This window comes from Amycolatopsis sp. CB00013, from assembly GCF_001905755.1.
GTDB lineage: Bacteria > Actinomycetota > Actinomycetes > Mycobacteriales > Pseudonocardiaceae > Amycolatopsis > Amycolatopsis japonica.
In genome coordinates, this window is sequence record NZ_LIWC01000005.1 from 212,010 (window position 1) to 231,461 (window position 19,452).

Annotated in this window: 14 protein-coding genes; 7 read left to right on the forward strand and 7 right to left on the reverse strand. The window is 69.7% G+C overall.

Translation table 11 applies throughout. The features are described 5' to 3' along the window. Positions 1-220 precede the first annotated feature (220 nt). Complete coding sequence (locus AMK34_RS31245; protein WP_073847731.1) at positions 221-1,879, forward strand: DEAD/DEAH box helicase; 1,659 nt, start codon at positions 221-223, stop codon at positions 1,877-1,879. A gap of 135 nt (positions 1,880-2,014) precedes the next feature. On the opposite strand, the gene AMK34_RS31250 is transcribed toward AMK34_RS31245, so the two are convergent. The 4 genes from AMK34_RS31250 to AMK34_RS31265 all read right to left on the reverse strand — a co-directional run bounded on the left by AMK34_RS31250 (position 2,015) and on the right by AMK34_RS31265 (position 5,778). Then, positions 2,015-2,947: an acyl-ACP desaturase gene (locus tag AMK34_RS31250; protein ID WP_038517929.1), complete on the reverse strand. Its 933-nt coding sequence runs from the start codon at positions 2,945-2,947 to the stop codon at positions 2,015-2,017. Positions 2,948-3,037: 90 nt separating this feature from the next. After that, the gene (locus AMK34_RS31255; RefSeq protein ID WP_038517932.1) at positions 3,038-3,931 is read right to left on the reverse strand and encodes an ABC transporter permease; all 894 of its coding nucleotides are present in this window, start codon (positions 3,929-3,931) and stop codon (positions 3,038-3,040) included. Continuing rightward, positions 3,918-4,700 carry an ABC transporter ATP-binding protein gene (locus tag AMK34_RS31260; RefSeq protein WP_038517935.1) on the reverse strand — a complete coding sequence of 261 codons (783 nt, stop codon included), beginning with the start codon at positions 4,698-4,700 and terminating at the stop codon, positions 3,918-3,920. Before AMK34_RS31260 ends, AMK34_RS31255 begins: the two co-directional genes overlap by 14 nt. A 16-nt stretch (positions 4,701-4,716) precedes the next feature. Beyond that, positions 4,717-5,778 carry an ABC transporter substrate-binding protein gene (locus AMK34_RS31265; RefSeq protein ID WP_073847732.1) on the reverse strand — a complete coding sequence of 354 codons (1,062 nt, stop codon included), beginning with the start codon at positions 5,776-5,778 and terminating at the stop codon, positions 4,717-4,719. Positions 5,779-5,995: 217 nt separating this feature from the next. Between AMK34_RS31265 and AMK34_RS31270 the strand changes: the two genes are divergently transcribed. After that, positions 5,996-7,516, forward strand: a complete 1,521-nt coding sequence (locus tag AMK34_RS31270) for a sensor histidine kinase (RefSeq protein ID WP_143202690.1) — start codon at positions 5,996-5,998, stop codon at positions 7,514-7,516. A gap of 236 nt (positions 7,517-7,752) precedes the next feature. Here AMK34_RS31270 and folP read toward each other — a convergent pair whose 3' ends face one another. Continuing rightward, on the reverse strand, positions 7,753-8,619 hold the full coding sequence (gene folP / locus AMK34_RS31275; RefSeq protein WP_083650052.1) for a dihydropteroate synthase: 867 nt from the start codon (positions 8,617-8,619) through the stop codon (positions 7,753-7,755). 238 nt (positions 8,620-8,857) lie between these two features. Here folP and AMK34_RS31280 point away from each other — a divergent pair, with 238 nt between their 5' ends. Together AMK34_RS31280 and AMK34_RS31285 are read left to right on the forward strand one after the other, a co-directional pair. Beyond that, positions 8,858-10,018: a glycoside hydrolase family 88/105 protein gene (locus tag AMK34_RS31280; RefSeq protein ID WP_038517946.1), complete on the forward strand. Its 1,161-nt coding sequence runs from the start codon at positions 8,858-8,860 to the stop codon at positions 10,016-10,018. Between the two features lie 144 nt (positions 10,019-10,162). Then, positions 10,163-11,167: a winged helix-turn-helix domain-containing protein gene (locus tag AMK34_RS31285; protein WP_073847733.1), complete on the forward strand. Its 1,005-nt coding sequence runs from the start codon at positions 10,163-10,165 to the stop codon at positions 11,165-11,167. Here the strand turns inward: AMK34_RS31285 and AMK34_RS31290 are convergent, their stop codons facing one another. Together AMK34_RS31290 and AMK34_RS31295 are read right to left on the reverse strand one after the other, a co-directional pair. After that, entirely contained in the window at positions 11,168-12,739 is a 1,572-nt protein-coding gene (locus AMK34_RS31290) for an alkaline phosphatase D family protein (protein WP_073847734.1), read from the reverse strand. Between the two features lie 44 nt (positions 12,740-12,783). Beyond that, complete coding sequence (locus AMK34_RS31295; protein ID WP_037346577.1) at positions 12,784-13,440, reverse strand: SH3 domain-containing protein; 657 nt, start codon at positions 13,438-13,440, stop codon at positions 12,784-12,786. Between the two features lie 143 nt (positions 13,441-13,583). Here AMK34_RS31295 and AMK34_RS31300 point away from each other — a divergent pair, with 143 nt between their 5' ends. From AMK34_RS31300 to AMK34_RS31310, 3 genes are all read left to right on the forward strand, one after another. Further along, entirely contained in the window at positions 13,584-16,535 is a 2,952-nt protein-coding gene (locus AMK34_RS31300; protein WP_143202665.1) for a BTAD domain-containing putative transcriptional regulator, read from the forward strand. A 135-nt stretch (positions 16,536-16,670) separates the two neighbouring features. After that, the gene (locus tag AMK34_RS31305; RefSeq protein ID WP_073847736.1) at positions 16,671-17,894 is read left to right on the forward strand and encodes a hypothetical protein; all 1,224 of its coding nucleotides are present in this window, start codon (positions 16,671-16,673) and stop codon (positions 17,892-17,894) included. 143 nt (positions 17,895-18,037) lie between these two features. After that, positions 18,038-19,423 (forward strand): FAD-binding oxidoreductase, encoded by a 1,386-nt coding sequence (locus AMK34_RS31310; protein ID WP_073847737.1) that lies wholly within the window; start codon positions 18,038-18,040, stop codon positions 19,421-19,423. Positions 19,424-19,452 lie beyond the last annotated feature (29 nt).

Genomic DNA, 19,452 nt, shown 5'->3' on the forward strand with positions numbered 1-19,452 from the left:
GCTCGTACGAACCGACGAACATCGACGGACCGGTGCGGGCGATATCACGTAGCCCGGGAGATCACGACCCAGTACACTGGTCTTGCGGTCCGCTCAGTTCTGCCTCGGGCCGCGTTTCGTTGTCGAAGACCACGCGCCGCGGCCCCCGAGGTCTGCGCCGGGCAGGACAACCCTTTCTATCCTTACGGAGATACCAGGGCGCACCTGTGCCCACACGCTTATGAGCACACCTACCTTCACCGAACTCGGCCTGCCCAAGACGATCGTCGACGCGCTCGCCGAACAGGGCGTCACCAGCCCGTTCCCGATCCAGGCCGCCACGCTGCCGCATTCGCTGGCCGGCCGGGACGTCCTCGGCCGCGGCCGCACCGGCTCCGGCAAGACCTACGGTTTCGTGCTGCCCGTCCTCGCCCGGCTCGCCGATGGCCCGACGCGGCGCCGCCCCGGCCGCCCGCGCGCGCTGGTCCTGGCGCCGACCCGCGAGCTGGCGACCCAGATCGAGGCGTCGTTCCTGCCGCTGGCCAAACCGCTCGGCCTCAAGGTCACCACGATCTTCGGCGGGGTCAGCCCGAACCCGCAGATCACCCGCCTGCGTGACGGCGTCGACATCGTCGTCGCCTGCCCCGGCAGGCTCGCCGACCACATGCGTTCCGGCGAGGCGAAGCTCGACCACGTCGAGATCACCGTGCTGGACGAGGCCGACCACATGGCCGACCTCGGCTTCCTGCCCGACGTGCGGCGCATCATGGCCGAGACCCCGGAGCGCGGGCAGCGGCTGCTGTTCTCCGCGACCCTCGACGCGGGTGTCGACGTGCTGGTCAAGCGCTTCATGCACGACCCGGTCACGCACAGCGTCGACTCGGCGCAGTCGCCGGTCGCGACCATGAAGCACCACGTGCTGCACCTGGAGGAGACCCACCGGCTGCCGGTGCTGATCGACCTCACCGCCGCCCCGGGCCGCACGCTCGTGTTCACCCGCACGAAGCACCGCGCCAAGCAGCTGACACGCAAGCTCATGGCCTCCGGCGTGCCGGCGGTCGAACTGCACGGCAACCTCGGCCAGACCGCGCGGACCCGCAACCTGGAGGCGTTCGCGTCCGGCGCGGCGAAGACGCTGGTCGCGACCGACATCGCCGCGCGCGGTATCCACGTCGACGACGTCACGCTCGTCATCCACGCCGACCCGCCGGTCGAGCACAAGGCGTACCTGCACCGCTCCGGCCGGACGGCGCGGGCCGGGGCGTCCGGCACCGTCGTCACGCTGATGACCGACGCGCAGGTCGGCGACGTCCGCGACCTCACCCGCAAGGCGGGTATCAAGCCGACCACCACGCAGCTCGGCCCCGGCCATCCGCTGCTGTCGGAGCTGGCGCCCGGTGAGCGTTCGTTCACCGCGTCGCCGCGGCGACCGATCGTGGACACGCGGCCGAAGAAGGTCACCGCCTCCGGTGAAGCCATCCCGGCCAAGGGTGACGACGAAGAGCGTCCGGCTCGCGGCGGGCGCGGTGCCCGCGGTGGTCGTGGCCGCGGTCCCTCGGCCGGGGGCCGTGGCGCTTCCGGCGGCGGACGGGGTGCTTCGGGCGGCGGACGTCGCGATGGCTCCTCGGACGGCCGTTCGCGTCAGCCCCGCTCCGAGGGCGACCGTCGCGGCGCTTCCGCGGGCCAGGGCCGTCGCGGTGCCGAGAGCACCGGACGTCGCGAAGGCGCGCCCAAGGGCGGCCAAGGTCGTCGCGCCGCCGCCGAGGCGCAGCCGCGCCGCGGCTCCGGCGCCGCCAAATCGCAGTCGTCGCGGAACCAGTCCGGCGGCGCTCCCGCCCGTCGTGGCGGTGCCGCCGCGTTCTCATCGGGAACCCGGGCCGGCTCGCGCCGCTCGCGCTGACCCATCCCGGACACGCGTGATCCCAGGCGGATCACGCGTGTCCGGAGGCGTAACTCGCGTGATTGAAGGCGTAACTCCATGATCCGGCTCCAATCACGCGAGTTACGCCTCTGATCACGCGAGTGACGGCTCCGATCACGCGCGACGGGCGGCGGAGCGGGCCTCGGCGGCCGCGCGACGCTCTTCGAAACGTGACGCCTGGGTGTCGAGGGCCTTCAGGAACTGGTCGAGTTCGTCCCGCGCCTTCTCCCCCACCTCGCCGAGCCCTTCGAGCTCGAAGATCTTCCACTGCCGCAGCAGCGGCCAAATCACCTCGTCGTGGTGGATCCGCAGGTCGTAGATGCCCGCCTTCGCGATCAGCGCGGCCTTCCGCACGAAGCTCGGGATCACCGCGCCCGGCATCTGGAACTGGACGACCTCGTCGGTGATGGCGCGCATCATCGCGTCGGGTGAAAGCTCCAGCGACGCCTGCACCAGGTTCCGGTAGAAGAGCATGTGCAGGTTCTCGTCCATCGCGACCCGCGCGAGCAGCTTCTCGCACAACGGATCCTGCGTGTACTTCCCGGTGTTGCGGTGTGAGATCCGCGTCGCCAGCTCCTGGAAGGACACGTACGCGAAAACGTTCAGCAGCGCCTTGTCGCCGCTGTCGTAGCCGGCCTCCATGGTCTGCATCCGCATACGCTCCAGCTCGACCGGATCGACCGCGCGCGTCACCAGCAGATAGTCGCGGATGCAGATGCCGTGGCGGCCCTCTTCGGCGGTCCAGCGGTGCACCCACGTGCCCCACGCCCCGTCGCGGCCGAAGGCACGCTCGATCTCGCGGTGGTAGCTCGGCAGGTTGTCCTCGGTGAGGAGGTTGACCTCCAGGGACGTCCGCGCGATCGGCGACACCCGCGACTGCTCGGGATCCCACGCCTCGCCGCCGAGATCGGCGAAGTTCCGGCCCTCGTCCCACGGCACGTACTCGTGCGGCATCCATTCCTTGGCGACCGAGAGATGCCGGTTGAGGTTCTCCTCGACCGTCCCCTCGAGCTCGAGCATCAGCCGGGTGGTTTCGGGGACCGTCATGCGTTTCGTCCTTCCAGGGTACGGAAAACGCTACCTACGACACCGTAACTTACGGTGTCGTAGGTTTGCCACCTCCGGAAGATGAACGACTTACAGCGAGGCCGTCAGCCCCCTCGCTCGCAGCACCGAACGCTCCAGCGGACGGAACACCAGCAGCTCGATACCGACGCCGACCAGCAGGATCAGGAAGATCGCCGAGATCACGCCTTCCATGCTGTTGAACGACGAGCCCTCGTTGAGGTACGCGCCGAGCCCCTTGCCCAGCGCCGGGGACAACGCGATCAGCTCGGCGGCCATCAGCGAACGCCACGAGAAAGCCCAGCCCTGCTTGAGCCCGGCCAGGAACCCGGGCAACGCGGCAGGCAGCAGGATGTGCCGGGCCGACGAGAGCCGGTTCGCGCCCATCACTTGTCCGACGCGCGGCAGGATCGGCGGGATCTGGTCGATGCCCGAGACGAGGCCGTTCGCGATCGAAGGCACCGAACCCAGCAACACCACGAAGTAGATCGAGGCGTCGTTCAGCCCGAACCACAGGATCGCCGCCGGCACCCACGCCACCGACGGAAGGCTTTGCAGCCCGGTCAGGAACGGCCCGACCGCGGCGCGCACGATGCGGACCTTCGCCACCAGCAGGCCGAGCGGGGTCCCGATGACCACGCCGATCAGGAAGCCCAGCGCGGCCCGGTGCACCGACGTCCAGACGAATTCGAAGATCTCGCCGTCGACGGTGATGCCGACGAGTTCGTCCCACACCGCGAGCGGCGCGGGCAGCATGGCCTCCGGCCAGAACGCGGCGGCCCAGAGTGCCTGCCACAGCGCGATCAGCAGCGCCAGGAAGACCACCGGCGGCACGAAGCCGCGCAGGAACCGCTTGCCCCGGCTTTCCCGGCGTTCCCCGGTCGGGGTGTCGAGCGAATCGAGTCCCGCGCCGACGGCCTCGTCGGCGTCTTCCACCGCGGTTTCAGGGCGGTCAAGCCGCGGCATGGGTACTGATCACCTCCCGGAGGTGACCGGTGATCTCCAGCGTCAGCTCCTCGGCGTCGGAGGCCTGGACGTCGCGCCATTCCCGCACGACCCGGCCCGGCCGCGACGAGAGCAGCACGACCCGCTGGCCCAGCCGGACGGCCTCGCGGACGTCGTGGGTCACGAACAACACGGAGGTGCCGGTGCTGCGGTAGACGCGCAGGAGTTCACCCTGCAGGACGTCGCGGGTGATGGCGTCGAGCGCGGCGAACGGCTCGTCCATCAGCAGCAGCGACTGCTCCGTGTCACCGCCGACGCGCAGGGTCGCGGCCAGCGCCCTGGCGAGCGCGACACGCTGCCGCATCCCGCCGGACAGCTCGTGCGGCCGCTTGTCGCCCGCGCCGCCGAGGCGGACGAGTTCGAGCAGTTCGGCCGCCTTCTCGCGACGCTCGGCCCGGCCGAAACCGGCGAGCCGCAGCGGCAGTTCCACGTTGCGGGCCGCGGTCAGCCACGGCATCAGCGCGGCTTCCTGGAACATGACCGCGGGCCGGGAGGTCTCGAGCGTGATCGAGCCCGACGTCGGCTGGTCGAGCCCGGCGACCAGGTTCAGCAGGGTGCTCTTGCCACAACCGGAGGCGCCGAGGAGACAGACGAACTCGCCGGGCGCCACCGTCAGGTCCATCCCGTCGAGGGCCACGACGGCGCGGCCGGTCGGCCCGAACGCCTTCCGCACCCCGTCGAGCCGCACGGCGACATCGGTGGACAGGCCGGGCTCCAAGGTGGTCGTCATCGCTGATCCCCTCCGGTCACTTCGTCAGCCCGGGCGCGTTCACGCCGGGCTTGCCCTGCTCGGCGAGCACGGCGTTGAGCGGGCCGAAATCGGCGAACCCCTTGAGGTCCACCGCGGACTTCACCACGCCCGCGGTCACCGAGTCCTGCGCGAGCTGGGTGAAGGTCGACGCCACCGGGTCGATGCCGAGTTCGATGCCGGAGAACGCGCGATCGAGGACGGCCTCGCTCAGTGTGCTGCCCGCGAGCGCCTTGAGCTCCCCGTTGACGACCTTCTTCGCCTCGGCGGGATTGGTCTTCGCCCACTCGATGGCGGCGAGTTCACCCTTGAGGATGGCGGTGACGGTCTCCGGGTGCTGCTGCAGGAATTCGCTGCGGACGATGACGACCGTGGTCGGGAACTTGCCTTCCGGCCACAGGTTCTTCTCGTCCAGCAGGACCTTCGCGCCCGCGTCCAGCACGAGCCGCGAGGACCACGGTTCGGGCAGCCAACCGCCGTCGAGTTCGCCCTTCTTGAAGGCGTCGAACGTCTTCGGGTTGTCGAGGTTGGTGATCTTGACGTCGGGCAGCTTCTTTTCGGCGATGAACTTCTTGAGCGCGACGTCCTGGGTGTTGGCCAGCGACGGGGTCGCGATGTTCTTGCCGGTGAGCTGCTCGGGAGTGGTGATCTCGGGCTTCACCACCAGCTGCGCGCCGCCGGTGACGGCGCCGGAGACGAGCTGGATGGCGCCCTTGGACCTGGTGAAGGCGTTGATCGCGGGCCCGGAGCCGATGAAGGCGATGTCGAGCGAGTTGCCGAGCAGCGCGTTGACCTCTTCGGGGCCGGCGTTGAACGTCTGCGTGGTGAGCTTCGTCGAGCCGATTTCCTTGGCGAAGAAGCCGTTCTTGACGCCGATCAGCGCGGGCGCGTGCGTCACGTTGGGGAAGTACCCGACACGCACCTCGGCCGCGGCACCCTGGCTCTTCTGCTCCGCCGGGGCGGCGCCGCTGTCCGCGCGTGAACACCCCGCGATCCCGCCGGCCAAGGTCAAGGCGGCAAAGGCCGCGGCCAGCAAACGGGTTCTGTGGTGGGTGCTCACGGAAGGTCGCCTTTCGGAGGGTACGACTTCGGCTCGGGTGATGGCGCGAGAGTCGCATGTTCACCCACGTGCCTGCATCGCCATCCGAATGACGGGAAAGATGCTGAGAATCCTTGACACCTGGCGGAACAGGTGTTCCACATATCAGGACCGGTGTAACGGTCCGGGCCGAACGGACGAATCACGCTTAGTGGTGACGCACCCTCGGACCGTCGCGATGGCGGGCGTGCTGACCGCCGGGATCGGCATGGGCGTCGTCGCGACGACGCTCAAGATCGCCGACGGCACGCACACCGTGCTCGACACCACCCTGTCGTCCACGACGGGGTTCCTCTTCCTCCTCGCCGGCGCCGTCGCGCACGTGCGCCGGGCCTCGAACCCCATCGGCCTGCTCATCGCGCTGGCCGGGCTCGCGTTGTTCACCGAGGACCTCCAGTTCTCCGACGAGCCGCTCACGCACACCCTCGGTTTGGCGCTCTCGGCCGCGTCCAGTCCGGTGATCGCGCATCTCGTGCTCGCCTTCCCGCACGGGAAACTCCGGTCCCGAGGGGAGCGGATCCTCGCGTTCTCCGCGTACGCCGTGGTCTTCGGGTCGGCCGTCCTCGGCCTGCTGGTCAACGACGATCCGCGGAACCTCGCCGCGGTCGCCGCCTCGCCGGAGGCCGAACAGCTGGTCAAACGGCTGCTGGAGCTGGTCGGCGCGCTGATCGGCGGCGGGGTCGTGGTGGTGCTGCTCTACCGCTGGCTCGCCGGGCGGCTCCCGCAGCGGCGGCTGCTCTCCCCCGTCCTCGCGATCGCCGTGGTCGGCGCGGTGAGCACCACGGTCGGCAGCGCGCTCGGCTCCGGGCACCCGTTCTCCGAACCGCTGCTGGACGTCTACCGGATCTCGTTCTGCCTGTGGCCGCTGACGTTCCTGATCGGGGTGCTGCGGGCGCGGGTCGGCAACGCGGAGATGATCCGGCTCCTGCTGGAACGCGACGGTTCCGGGCTGGCCGCGCTCGTGCAGGACGACGAGGTGTGGAAGGACAGCCGGTCGATCGACGCGCTCAACGCCGCCGCCGGGCTCGTCCTGGACAACCAGCGGCTGGCCGCGGAACTTGAGGAACGTCTCGTCGAGGTCCAGGCCTCCCGCGCCCGTATCGTCGCCGCCGCCGACGACGAGCGGCGGCGGGTCGAACGCGACCTGCACGACGGGGCACAGCAACGCCTGGTCAGCGTCGTACTGCTGCTGCGGATGGCGGAACGACGGCTCGGGGACGACCTCACGCCCGCCGTCGCGACCCTGCTGACCGGCACGATCGACGAACTGCAGGCCACCGTCACCGAACTGCGTGAACTCGCGCGCGGGCTGCGTCCCCCGATCCTCACCGAGGCCGGGCTGATCCCCGCGGTCCGGTCGCTGCTTGCCCGCGTCCCGATCGCCGTCGACCTCGCCGGGGCGGACGTGCCCCGGCTCAGCGGCGCCGTCGAGGCGACGGCGTACTTCGTCGTTTCGGAAGCGGTCACCAACGCGTTGAAGCACGCGCAAGCCGAGCAGGTCCGGGTGTGCATCCGCGTCGGGGAGGACGGCCTGCGGGTGGACGTCCACGACGACGGCGTCGGCACGGCCGACATCGGCGGCGGTTCCGGGCTGCACGGCCTGCGTGACCGGGTCCGCGCGCTCGGCGGCGAACTGACCGTCGCGAGCGAACCCGGCTCGGGCACCACGGTTTCGGCCGTCATCCCGACTGACGGCTAGGCCCCTTCTGCGGTCCGGTGCGCGGGACCGCGGGGACGACACGCGTGATCAGATGGACGACACGCGTGTCCAGGTGGACGACTCGCGGCGGACCCGGCCACGGGCGCGTGTCGTCCATCCAGTCACGCGTGTCGTCCATCTGATCACCAGTGTCGTCCTCGCAGTCACGCGAAATGTCCGATCGCGGGTGCCCGGGCCACGGCTCCAGACCGAATCGCGCTGACGACCGACCGAGCCTAGGCGAGCCCGCGGATCGCGCGCGCCGGCGGCCGTGTCCCCTGGATCGACGCGACCATCTCCAGCACCTGCCGGGTGCGCCGCACCTCGTGTACCCGGAACACCTTCGCCCCTTCGGCCACCGCCCAGGCCGTCGCGGCGAGGGTGCCGTCGACCCGCTCCGCGAGTTCCACGCCGAGTGTCTCCCCGACGAAGTCCTTATTGGACAGTGCCATCAGCACCGGCCAGCCGGTGTCCGCCAGTTCCCGCGCGTGCCGCAGGAGCGCCAGGCTGTGCCACGTGTTCTTGCCGAAATCGTGCGTCGGGTCGATCAGCACCCCTTCACGCGGGACACCGAGCGCCACGACGGCTTCGGCGTGGGCCGTCGTTTCCGCGACGACGTCCGCGACGATGTCCGGGTAGCGCACCCGGAACGGGCGGGTGCGCGGGACGGCGTTCCCGGTGTGCGAGCAGACGTAACCGGTGCCGAATTCCGCGGCGACCTCGGCCAGTTTCGGATCGGCGCCCGCCCAGGTGTCGTTGATCAGATCCGCGCCGGCCTCCGCCGCGCGCCTGCCCACCTCGTGGCGCCAGGTGTCGACGCTGATCACCAGGTCGGGATGCAGTTCCCGGATCCGCTCGACGAACGGGACCACCCGTCGGATCTCTTCCTCGACGTCGACGTCCGCGCCGGGGCCCGCCTTGACCCCGCCGATGTCCACGATGTCGGCGCCCTCCGCCACCACCCTGGCGACGGCGGCGAGCGCGTCCGGATCCGAGAAGGTCGCGCCCTTGTCGTAGAACGAATCGGGGGTCCGGTTGACGATAGCCATGACCAGGGCGCGGTCCCTGGCGACGCGGCGCCCGCGGAAGGTCAGCTCGTTCACGCACCGATCGTAGGCGAGCGGACGCCCGGAGACGGAAAGTGCCGCCCAGCGGGACCGTCCCGGGGACCGGGAGCGCCCATTCGAGTGGCATATCTGATATATGACGTAAGAGATCGGATCTCTCTTGACTCACCGTCGAACACGCGGGTAGACGTTGTTCAGCCGGGATGGCGACGGACGGCGGATCGGCATCCCGGCCACTCATTCCCCCGGTTTCCTTGCGCAGGAAGGACCTCGAATGGCACCGGATCCTCTTCGCGCGGCACGGCTTTCGCGACGCACCGTGCTGGCGGGAACCGCGGGCGCCCTCGGCGCGCTCACCCTGCCCGGCGTGGCCACCGCGGCGCCGGTGGACTGGTCGCGCGCGGTCGTCGACTCGACGATGAAACGCCACACCCCGGCCACGCTCGGCGGCTGGGGCTACACCCGTGGTCTCTACCTCTACGGCCAGTACCTGGTGTACCGGCGCACCGGCGAGAAGTCCTACCTCGACTACATCCTCGCGTGGTACGACCGATTCGTCACCGACAGCGGTATTTCCAACGGGTTCACCAACCTGGACGCGATGCGCTCCGGGCAGATGTTCCCCTTGCTGTACAACGAAACCGGGCAGGCGAAGTACAAGACCGCGGCGGAGCAGCTGCGCGGCCGCTTCCCGTCCTATCCCCGGACGTCCGACGGCGGGATGTTCCACGCCACGAGCCGGGTCGGGCAGTTGTGGGCGGACGGCGTGTACATGGCGCAGCCGTTCCTCGCCCTGTACGGCAAGACCTTCGGCGATGCCGGCTACTGCTACGAGGAAGCCGCGAAGAACGTCAGCATCTACTTCGACCACCTCAAGGAACCCGCCAAGGGCCTGCTCTACCACGCCTACGACGAGGACGGCTCGGAACCGTGGGCTTCCGGCGCCGGACGGCATTCGAAGTACCACTGGGGGCGGGCGATCGGCTGGCTCGGGATGACGGCGATCGACCTCCTCGAAATCCTTCCCCGCGACCATCCGCGGCGGCGGCGTCTCGTGGACGTCGTCGAATTCCTCGCGGCCGGCTACCGGCGCTGGCAGGACCGGGCTTCGGGCCGCTGGTTCCAGGTCGTCGACCGGGGTGGCGACAAGGACAACTGGCTGGAGACGTCGGCTTCGGCGATGTACACGTTCCTGCTGTCCCGCGCGGTGCAACGCGGCTACGTCGGCCCGGAGTACGGACCAGTGGCCGCGAAGGGCTATCGCGGGGTTCTCTCCCAGGTTTCGACCGGTTCCGACGGATTGACCGATATCGCGAACATTTCCGAAGGCACCAACGTCGGCGACACGGCGTATTACTACGCGCGTAAACGCAACACCAACGATTTCCACGGTCTCGGCGCGTTCCTCATCATGAATGAGCAACTCGCCCGCTGAGGTCGCCGCACCGGCCGAAGGACGCCTTCCCCGCTTCCGACCTGAGGAAAGCGTCCTTCGGTCGTTTTCCGGGCGGGTGCCGGGTATTGACCGGAGGCGCTAACATCGCGTGCTGCGACGCCCACTCCCAGGAGGGACGACCGGATGCGCGAGACGCCGCCCCCGGCTTCTTATACCCGGCTCGAACTCGGTGACACCAGCACGATCCCGGTCGGTGTGACGGTTTCCCCGCACATCTCACTGGTTTCGATGCTCGTCGAGGTCGTCGGCGGGTACGACCGCGGCCTGCCCGCCGCCTGGCGCCGTCAGGTGGGCTCGGCGATCCCGGAGCAGGGATACCGCGCGGCGAGCGCCCTCGCCCGCCGCGGCACCTCGGTACAACCGGACTTCATCGTCCCGATCAGCCCCGGTGCGGACTCCTCCGCCGCCGCACAGGCCGAGATGCTGCGCGAACTGCCGGAGGCCGACGTCCTGAAAGGCCTCGAAGAGGTCTTCGGCGACCGGTTGCCCGCGCAGTGGCGGCAGGCCGCCGACCATCCGAGACGCTGGGTCGCCTCGATCGCGGACGCCTTCACCGCGACCAGGCTGGCGACCGAAAATCTCTGGACCAAGGCCCGTCCCCTGCTCGACCGCGAGATCGAACGCATCGGCGTAGCCTCCGTCCGCGGCGGGACGGACGCGGTACTCGGCCTGCTGCGGCCCCATTTCCGGTTCAGCAACGGATGTCTCCTGCTGCCCGACGCCGAACCGGCGCGGTACACCACCCGTGGCCGCAAGCTGATCCTCGTCCCGATGCTCGCGGGCAGCCGTTCGGTGGTGTCCAACTTCGACGAAGAGGACGCCATCTGGATCGGCTACCCGCTGCCGGGGCTCGACGGCCTGCTCGAAGGCGGCAAGACCGAACCGGCCCCGGGTGTCGACGGGCTCGACCTGGTGGTCGGGGCCCACCGCGCGAAACTGTTGCGGCATCTGGGAAAGCCGGCCCGGATGGGCGAGATCGCGAATCTGCTGTCGTGCGCGGCGAGCACCGCGACCTATCACTGCGAACAGCTCGTTTCGGCGGGTTTGATCCAGCGGCACCGCGAGGGCCAGGTCGTCCTCGTGGTCCGGACTCCTCGCGGTGACGCGCTGGTGGACCTGCTCTCCTGACTAGACCCGCTGCAGCCCCGGCTTGCCGGCCTCGACGACGTACGAACGGTCCGCGGCCAAGGTCACCTTCGAGAAGTCGTACTCCGTGGTGTCCGAAACCGTCATGAAATCCGCCCGCATCTGCGTTTGCGACGCCGTCACCCGGACATAGCCGCGCTTTCCCCGGCAGTACTTGATGTGCGGGTTGTTCGAGAGCCACGTCGACGACGGGTCGGTCGCGGTGTCGCTGTTGCTCGTCACCGAGGTCGTCACGAGTTCCGAACCGAACACCGGGTCGCTGTGGTTGAAGTAGTCGCGGCGCAGATCGGCCGCCCAGTGGCGGTGGACGTCGCCGGTCAGCACGATCGGGTTCGGCACCTTGCGGTCCACGATGCCCTTCGCGATCCGGTCGCGCGAGGCCTCGTAACCCTGCCAGGAATCGGGGCTCTCGCACGTCGCCTTGTTGCCGTCGCCGTCACGGGTGGCGAAGAAGACCTGCTGGCCGAGGAAGTCCCACTTCGCCGGCTGCGTCTCCAGCGCCTTCAGCAGCCACGCTTCCTGTGTGGTGCCGAGGATGCTGCGCGAGGTCGACCGCATGTCGGTGCACGCCGGTCCCGTCGAACCGGACGGGTCGGGCACCTGCGCGCTGCGGTACTGACGGGTGTCGAGCATGTGGAACCGGGCGAGGTTCCCCCACGTGAACTGGCGGTACAGGCGGATCGACGCGCCGCTCGGCTTGGCGGTCGACCGGATCGGCATGTTCTCGTAGAACGCCTGGAACCCGGCGGCCTTGCGGTCCGCGGTGGCCGGGCTGGTGGTGCCGTTCCAGTTGTTCATCACCTCGTGGTCGTCGAAGACCACGATCCACGGCGCCATCGCGTGCGCGTTCTGCAGGTCGGCGTCGGTCTTGTGCTGGGCGTGCCGGGCGCGGTACTGCGCGAGGGTCGTGACGTCCTCGGTGAAGGCCAGCCTGCGCGGATTCCGCTCGGCGGCGGCACGGCCGGACTTCCGCTCGTACATGTAGTCGCCCAGGAACAGCACCAGTTCGGGGTTGTCGGCGAGCATGCCCTTGTACGAGTGGTACCAGCCTTCCTCCCAGTGCTGACACGAGGAGAAGCAGTACTTCAGCTGGTTCACCGCGGCACCGGCGGCGGGCGCGGTCCTGGTCCGGCCGACCGGCGAGATGTAGCCACTGGTCTTGAATCGGTAGAAGTATTCACGTCCCGGCTCGAGTCCGACCGGTTCGATGTGCACGCTGTGCCCGGAGGCGCGGGCCGCGGTCGCGGTGCCCCGCTGCGCGATCGAGGTGAACGCCTGGTCGTTCGCGAGTTCCCAGTCCACTGTGTACGAAGCGTCCGGCATCCCGCCGAAACCGTCGGGGTTCAGCGGCGCGGGCGCGAGCCGCGTCCACAACACGACACTGTCCGGCAGCGGGTCACCCGAGGCGACCCCGAGCTGGAAGGGATCGTGGATGGCGGGCGCCGCCGCCAGCGTTCTCGCGTTCGCCCACGAAGGCACCGTCGACGACAACGCCGCCGCCGAAACCGCCGCGGCACCGCCGAGGAGTACCGCCCGCCGATTCACCTGGCCCATGAAAATTCAACCTTTCGAAGTGGGGAAAGAAGAGGGGAGGGATTTCACGCGGCGTAATCGGTGATGCCGCCACTACAGGCTTCGAGCGTCGGATTGGCGGCGGCGTTGGCGACGCAGACCTTGTAATAGACCCACGATCCCTTCGCGACCGGCACGGCCTTGTCGACGTGGGTCCCGTTGCCGCCGGAAGCCCAGACGTAGAACGGGCCGGCGCCGCCCTTCAGCCAGTAGGCGACCACGGCGGACTTGCCGTCGGCGTCCTTGTCGTAGACGAGGAAATGAGCATCCGATGAACGGAACTGCCCCTCACCCGCGCAGACGCCGGTGGAACATTCGGCGCTGCCGGAACCGACTCCGCAGTCGGGCGCGATGCGCTGATCGGAACCGGTGTAGACGTAACCGTCCGAGATGTAACCGCCCAGCGCGGGAACGTAGTCCCACAACGTCGTCGTGCCCAGCGGGCCGGCGACGGAGGTCCCGATCGTCTGGCAGTCGATGGTCACCGTGGCGCCGTTGGCGACCGTGCGCACCGCGGTCGAGGAGGTGCTCGGGGCGCGGCGGACGTTCAGCGGATCACCCGCCGTCTTCACGGTCCCGGTGGCCGCGGCCACCGCGGGAGTGGCTCCGGCGAGGCCCAAGGCGCCCGCCGTCACCAGCACGAGAAAGAAACCGGCGAGCCGCCGGACACTTGAACGCTTCATGACCGCAGGGTCGACCGGCGTCGTACACGTCACGTACAAACGCCGACCCGCGTCTGCACATGCATGCGAATGGATCTAGCCAACCATGGCGGGACGGCAATATTATCGGCGGATATGGGGCTCCTGCCGTATTGGCGGTTTAGGTGACTATTCTCGGGTTTCGCGTTCTCGGTCCGCTCGAAGTGGCGGTGGACGGGCAGGTGGTGCCGCTCGGCGGCCCCAAACCGCGTCTGCTGCTGGCCGCTCTCCTGCTCCAGCCCAACGTCGTCGTCTCCACCGAACTGCTGATCGAGGTCCTCTGGCCTTCGTCGGCTCCCCGGTCGGCGGCCGCGAACATCCGCACCTACGTCCACTCACTCCGCAAACGCCTCGCCGACCACGACCCCGCGCTCGGGGAGCGCATCGGGAGCCGGGCGTCCGGATACATCCTCAAGGCCACGCCCGAGGAGATCGACCACATCCGGTTCGGCGAACTGGCCGCCCGCGCGCAGGACGCGCTCGGCCGTGGCGAGGCCGAATCCGCACTCGACCTGCTGGATCAAGCCGAAGCCCTGTGGCGCGGGGAAGTACTCGAAGGCCTCCCCCACGACCACGGCTGGGGCGCGACCGTGGCGCGGCTGTCGGAACTGCGGCTGGCGGTGCAGGAACAGCGGCTGCGGGCGAGGATCGAACTCGGCCGGACCGCGGAGGCCGTCGCCGAACTGCGCGGCCTGGTCACCGAGCATCCCCTGCGCGAGGAGCTCTGGCAGCAGCTGATCGTCGCGCTGCGGGCCGACGGCCGCACGGCCGACGCGATCGAGGCCTACGAAACGGCCGAGAAGGTGCTGGCCGAGGAGCTCGGCACCGAACCGGGCCCGCGGCTGAGGCAGCTGCGGGCCTCGCTGGTCCTCACCCCGTCCGCGACCCAGGACGCGGTGTCCGCGGCCCTCACCCGGCCGATGGCGCCGGTCTGCCAGCTGCCGCTGGACCTGCCGGATTTCACCGGCCGTGACGACGTGGTCGGCGAGCTCGTCGGCCTCTTCCGCGAGCGCCGCGAGCAGGGGAAGCCGGCGATCGCGGTGCTTTCGGGTGCGCCGGGGATCGGCAAATCCTCCGTCGCGATCCGGGTGGCGCACGCGGTCCGGGACGACTTCCCGGACGGTCAGCTGCACGTCGACCTCGCCGGGACGTCGTCCTCGCCCCGGCCCCCGATGACGGTGCTCGCCGAGCTGCTCCGCGCGCTGGGCGTCCCCGACGCGGGGCTGCCGCGCGATCTTCCCGAACGCGCGGCGTTGCTGCGGTCCCGGCTGTCGACCATGCGGATGTGCGTGGTCCTCGACGACGCCGGCAGCGCGGCGCAGGTCCGGCCGCTGCTGCCCGGCGCGGGTTCGTGCGCGGTGCTGATCACCAGCCGGATCCGGATGCCGGATCTGGCCGGGGCGACCCCGGTCGACGTCGAGCTCCTGCCCGAAGCCGAGGCCGCGAAGCTGCTCGAAGGCATCGTCGGCGCCGAGCGGGTCGCCGCGGAGCCGGAGTGCGCGACCGCGATCCTGCGTCACTGCGGGTATCTGCCGCTGGCGATCCGGGTCGCCGGGGCGAAGCTGACGCACCGGCCGGGCTGGACGTTGCGGGTGCTGGCGGACCGGCTGCGGGACGAGAGACGAAGATTGGACGAACTCCGCGTCGGCGATCTCGCCGTGCGGGCGAGTGTCACCCTCAGCTACGACCTGCTGCCCATGTCGGCGGCGACCGCGTTCCGCGGCCTCGGCGGGCTCGGTTCGGTGCAGTTCCCCGGCTGGGTGGTCGCGGCGCTGCTCGGTCGCGAGCACGGGGACGACGTCCTCGACGTGCTGGTGGACGCCCATCTGGTCGAGCTCAGCGGCTCGGACACCACCGGCGAACCTCGCTACCGTCTGCACGACCTGTTGCGGTGTTACGCGCTCGAACTCCGCGCGCAGGACGTCCCGGCGAAGGCGCACGGCGCCACGAAACGGGTGCTGGAGGGCTATCTCGCGCTCGCGGTCGAGGCCGCGGACCGGTTGCCGATCCACTTCTTCGGCCTCTACCGGGACGACACCGCGGTCCAGCCCGCGCTCCCCCGGGGGACCGGCAGGCTGATCGAGGATCCGGCCGCGTGGTTCGCCGCCGAACGGCACACCTGTGTCGCCGCCGTCTCGCTGGCCGCCGACCTCGGCTTCGATTCGCTGGCCTGGCGGCTCGCCGCCGCGCTGGCACCGTACTTCGACCAGCGCGGTCACCAGGACGACTGGCTGCAGACGCACGCCGTCGCGCTGGCCGCCGCCCGGCGGTCCGGCGAGGTCCGCGGCGAGGCGATCATCCAGCGCAACCTCGGGCAGATCCAGCTGTACCAGGACAGTTACGCCGAGGCCCTGGTCGCGTTCGAGCAGTCGCAGCTGCTGTTCGACAAGGTCGGCGACGCGCAGGGCGCGGCGATCGCGCTGGCCGGGCTCGGCACGGTGCTGCGGATCAAGGGCGAGGACACCGTCGCGCTGGAGCACTGTCACGCGGCGCTCGACCAGTTCTCGGCGGCGGGCGACCCGCATGGCGAGGCCCTCGCGCGGATCGCGATCGGCGCGGTGTGGCTCGCGCGGCGCCGGTTCGCCGAAGCGGAACGCTGGTTCACCGAGGCCCTCGAACAGTCCGCCCGGATCGGGGACCGGCATCGGGAGGCGCACGCGTTGAAGCGGCTCGCGATGCTGCGTCAGCACCAGGGCGACCTCGCGGGCGCGCGGGAGTGGGTCGACCGCGCCATCGCCCTCTTCAACGAACTCGGCGACGACCACTGCGTCGGCTACGCGAACCAGAATCTCGGCGAGCTGTACCTGCACAGCGGCGATCTTGCGCACGCGCAACTGCTGCTGGTCAATTCGCTGAGCGTGCACCGGCGCAACGGGGACCGCCGGTCCGAGGCCGAGGTGTCGCAGTTGCTTGGTGAACTGCACGAGGCGCTGAGCCAGCCCGAGCGGTCTCGGACCTATTCGGAACGCGCGCTGGCGTTGTGGCGGGAACTCTCCGCACGGCCGCAGGAATCCGCGCTCGCTTCGCGTCTTCAGGAGTCGGCCGAAGCGTCCTACAACGACTCCGCGAGCGCCTGACCGCTTCGCCTTTCGGCACCTGATCGCGGTGTTCACGCACCGCGTTCAGGTGCCGACTCGCGTTTGTATCGATCGTGTACAGCCCCCGGCGAAGCTCCCTTCGTAGCAACCGAGAGTGCTCGAAGGGAGACCGGAATGGTCCGGACCGTGAAGGCCCGCCGGGTGATGGCGGCCGTGCTGGCCGTGGGGGCGGTCACCGCGCTCGCCGCCAGCCCCGCGAACGCCGCGCCCGAAGGAAGCTGGCGCGCCGACCTGTCCACTGTGGACGGCGACGACGTCAACGTCCGCAGCGACGGCGGCGTGCTCAGCCTGGAAAACGCCGCCTGGCACAGAAAACCCGACTCCATCGGCAGCCAGGGCTACCTGCTGCTGGCCGAGCAGAAGCTCGGGAAGCCGGTCAACCGCGTCACCGCCCAGGTGACCGCCGACGCGCCGAAGGGCACCGAGGTCGAGGTCGACGTCCGCGGCAAGCTCAACTCCCAGGACTGGACCGAGTGGACGCCCACCGACGGCGGCGCCGCCCAGCTGTCCGCTTCGGTCTCCACGGTCCAGGTCCGCATCGGACTGCGCACGGTGAACGACGGCGTGACCGCGAAGGTCAGCGACGTCACCCTCCAGGGTGATCTCGGCCCGCAGGTGAACGCGATCGGCGCGGCCGCGGCCCCGCTGACGTACAAGGTCTACGGCACCCGCGAAGGCCTCGTCGGCGGCACCACCGCCAACGGGCACGTGATCAAGTCCCGCGACCACTTCGTCGCCCTCCCCTCGGGCCGCGGCCTGGCGCCCAAGAACACCGGCAACTACACCGTCCGCATCTGCCGCACCGACAACAGCCGCTGCGAATACGCGCCGGTGTGGGACGTCGGCCCGTGGAACACCAAGGACGACTACTGGAACCCGTCGGCCACCCGCCAGATGTGGAAGAACCTGCCGCAGGGCAAGCCCGAGGCGCAGGCCGCGTACCAGGACGGCTACAACGGCGGCAAGGACGAGTTCGGCCGCAAGGTGGCCAACCCGGCGGGTATCGACCTCGCCGACGGCACCTTCTGGGACGGCCTGAAGATGACGGACAACGGCTGGGTCAACGTCTCCTACCTGTGGACCGGCTCCGGTCCGACCGGCGTCGTCAGCACCGCGGGCGACCCGATGAACGTCCGCGCTTCGGCGAGCACCTCGGCGGCGATCAAGGGCCTCGCGGCGAACTACGCGAAGGTCAACATCGAATGCTACGTCGAGGGCGAGACCGTCACCGGCAAGTTCGGCACCAGCAACATCTGGGACCGGATCGGGCCGGGACACTACATCTCCGACACCTACCTGCAGACCGGATCGGACCTGCCGGTGGCACCCAAGTGCTGACGCACTCCTGATCGCGAAGGCCCGGCGTACCCCATAACGCCGGGCCTTCGCCCTTTCGTCCGCCCTTTCTCCCGCTCGTGAGGACCTTGGGCCGCGGCGTCCGCCATCGAGACTTGCGGTAGCCACGACCTGAGGGGGTCCCCATGAATCCGCCCGAAACGACCACGTTGCGTGAAAAGCTCTCCGGCACGGTGGTCACCGCCGCCGATCCGGGCTACGACACCGCCCGCGCCGTGTGGAACGGCGACATCGACCGGCGTCCGGCGGTGGTCGCCGAATGCGCCACCCGCGAAGACGTCGTCACCGCGCTGGCCTTCGGCCGCGAGAAGGGCCTTGAGATCACCGTTCGCGGTGGCGGGCACAGTTTCAGCGGTTCCGCCGTGGCCGACGACGGTCTGGTGATCGACCTCGGCGGGCTGAGCCGGATCACCGTCGATCCCGACGCCCGCACCGCGCGGGCCGGGGGCGGCGCCGTCTGGGCCGACGTCGACGAAACGACGCAACGGTACGGGCTCGCGACGGTCGGCGGCACGGTGAGCGACACCGGCGTCGGCGGTCTCACGCTCGGGGGCGGCTTCGGCTGGCTGACCGCGAAACACGGGCTCACGATCGACAATCTGCTTTCGGCGGAGGTCGTCACGGCCGACGGCCGGATCCTGCGGGCGTCCGAAGCAGAGCATCCGGATCTGTTCTGGGCCTTGCGCGGCGGTGGCGGGAATTTCGGCGTGGTCACGGAATTCGAGTTCCGGCTGCACCGGGTCGGTCTCGCCGAGGTCGGGCTGTTCTTCTGGGCACTGGCGGACGCGCCCGACGCGATGCGGTTCGCGAAGGACGTGATCGCGACGCTGCCGCCGGGTACCGGTTCCATGCTCGTCGGGATCACCGCGCCGCCCGCGCCGTTCGTCCCGCCGGAGCACCACTTCGCGCCGGGGCTCGCGCTGGTCGTCGCCGGCTTCGACGGCCCCGAGCGGCACGAGCGGCTGGTCGAGCGGATCCGGAGCGGGCTGCCCGCGGCGTTCGAACTCGTCACGCCGATGCCGTACGCGGAGCTGCAGAAACTGCTCGACCCGACCGCGCCCCGGGGCATCCTCGCCTACGAGAAATCGCTCTATGTCTCGTCATTGTCCGAAAAGGTCATCGACGTGATCGCCTCGCGCTTGCCGGACAAGGCGTCGCCGACGACCGTGATGCCGATCGTGCCGTTGCAGGACACGTTCTCGACGGTGCCCGACGACGCGACCGCGTTCGGCGGGCCGCGGACGCCGGGATTCGTCATCGGCCTCGCGGCGACCGCGCCGACGCCGGAACTCCTGGCCGCCGACCGGGCTTGGGTGCGGTCGTTGTGGGAGGAACTCCTGCCGCATTCCAACAACTACGGCGGTTATCTGAACTTCATGAACGAATACGACGAAGACCGCGTGCGCACGGCGTTCGGCGCGGAGAAGTACGCGAGGCTGGCCGCCATCAAGGCGGTGTACGACCCGGACAACGTGTTCCACCACAACGCGAACATCCGTCCCGCTGAGTGAAGCGGTTATTCACAACCATGAATGGTCTT

What these genes read in the sequence shown, in the direction of transcription:
- AMK34_RS31280 (WP_038517946.1), top strand. Translation starts at nt 8,858, where the DNA reads ATGGCACCGGATCCTCTTCGCGCGGCACGGCTTTCGCGACGCACCGTG.
- AMK34_RS31290 (WP_073847734.1), bottom strand. Translation starts at nt 12,739, where the DNA reads ATGGGCCAGGTGAATCGGCGGGCGGTACTCCTCGGCGGTGCCGCGGCG.
- AMK34_RS31245 (WP_073847731.1), top strand. Translation starts at nt 221, where the DNA reads ATGAGCACACCTACCTTCACCGAACTCGGCCTGCCCAAGACGATCGTC.
- AMK34_RS31285 (WP_073847733.1), top strand. Translation starts at nt 10,163, where the DNA reads ATGCGCGAGACGCCGCCCCCGGCTTCTTATACCCGGCTCGAACTCGGT.
- AMK34_RS31295 (WP_037346577.1), bottom strand. Translation starts at nt 13,440, where the DNA reads ATGAAGCGTTCAAGTGTCCGGCGGCTCGCCGGTTTCTTTCTCGTGCTG.
- AMK34_RS31270 (WP_143202690.1), top strand. Translation starts at nt 5,996, where the DNA reads ATGGCGGGCGTGCTGACCGCCGGGATCGGCATGGGCGTCGTCGCGACG.
- AMK34_RS31310 (WP_073847737.1), top strand. Translation starts at nt 18,038, where the DNA reads ATGAATCCGCCCGAAACGACCACGTTGCGTGAAAAGCTCTCCGGCACG.
- AMK34_RS31305 (WP_073847736.1), top strand. Translation starts at nt 16,671, where the DNA reads ATGGTCCGGACCGTGAAGGCCCGCCGGGTGATGGCGGCCGTGCTGGCC.
- AMK34_RS31260 (WP_038517935.1), bottom strand. Translation starts at nt 4,700, where the DNA reads ATGACGACCACCTTGGAGCCCGGCCTGTCCACCGATGTCGCCGTGCGG.
- AMK34_RS31250 (WP_038517929.1), bottom strand. Translation starts at nt 2,947, where the DNA reads ATGACGGTCCCCGAAACCACCCGGCTGATGCTCGAGCTCGAGGGGACG.
- AMK34_RS31255 (WP_038517932.1), bottom strand. Translation starts at nt 3,931, where the DNA reads ATGCCGCGGCTTGACCGCCCTGAAACCGCGGTGGAAGACGCCGACGAG.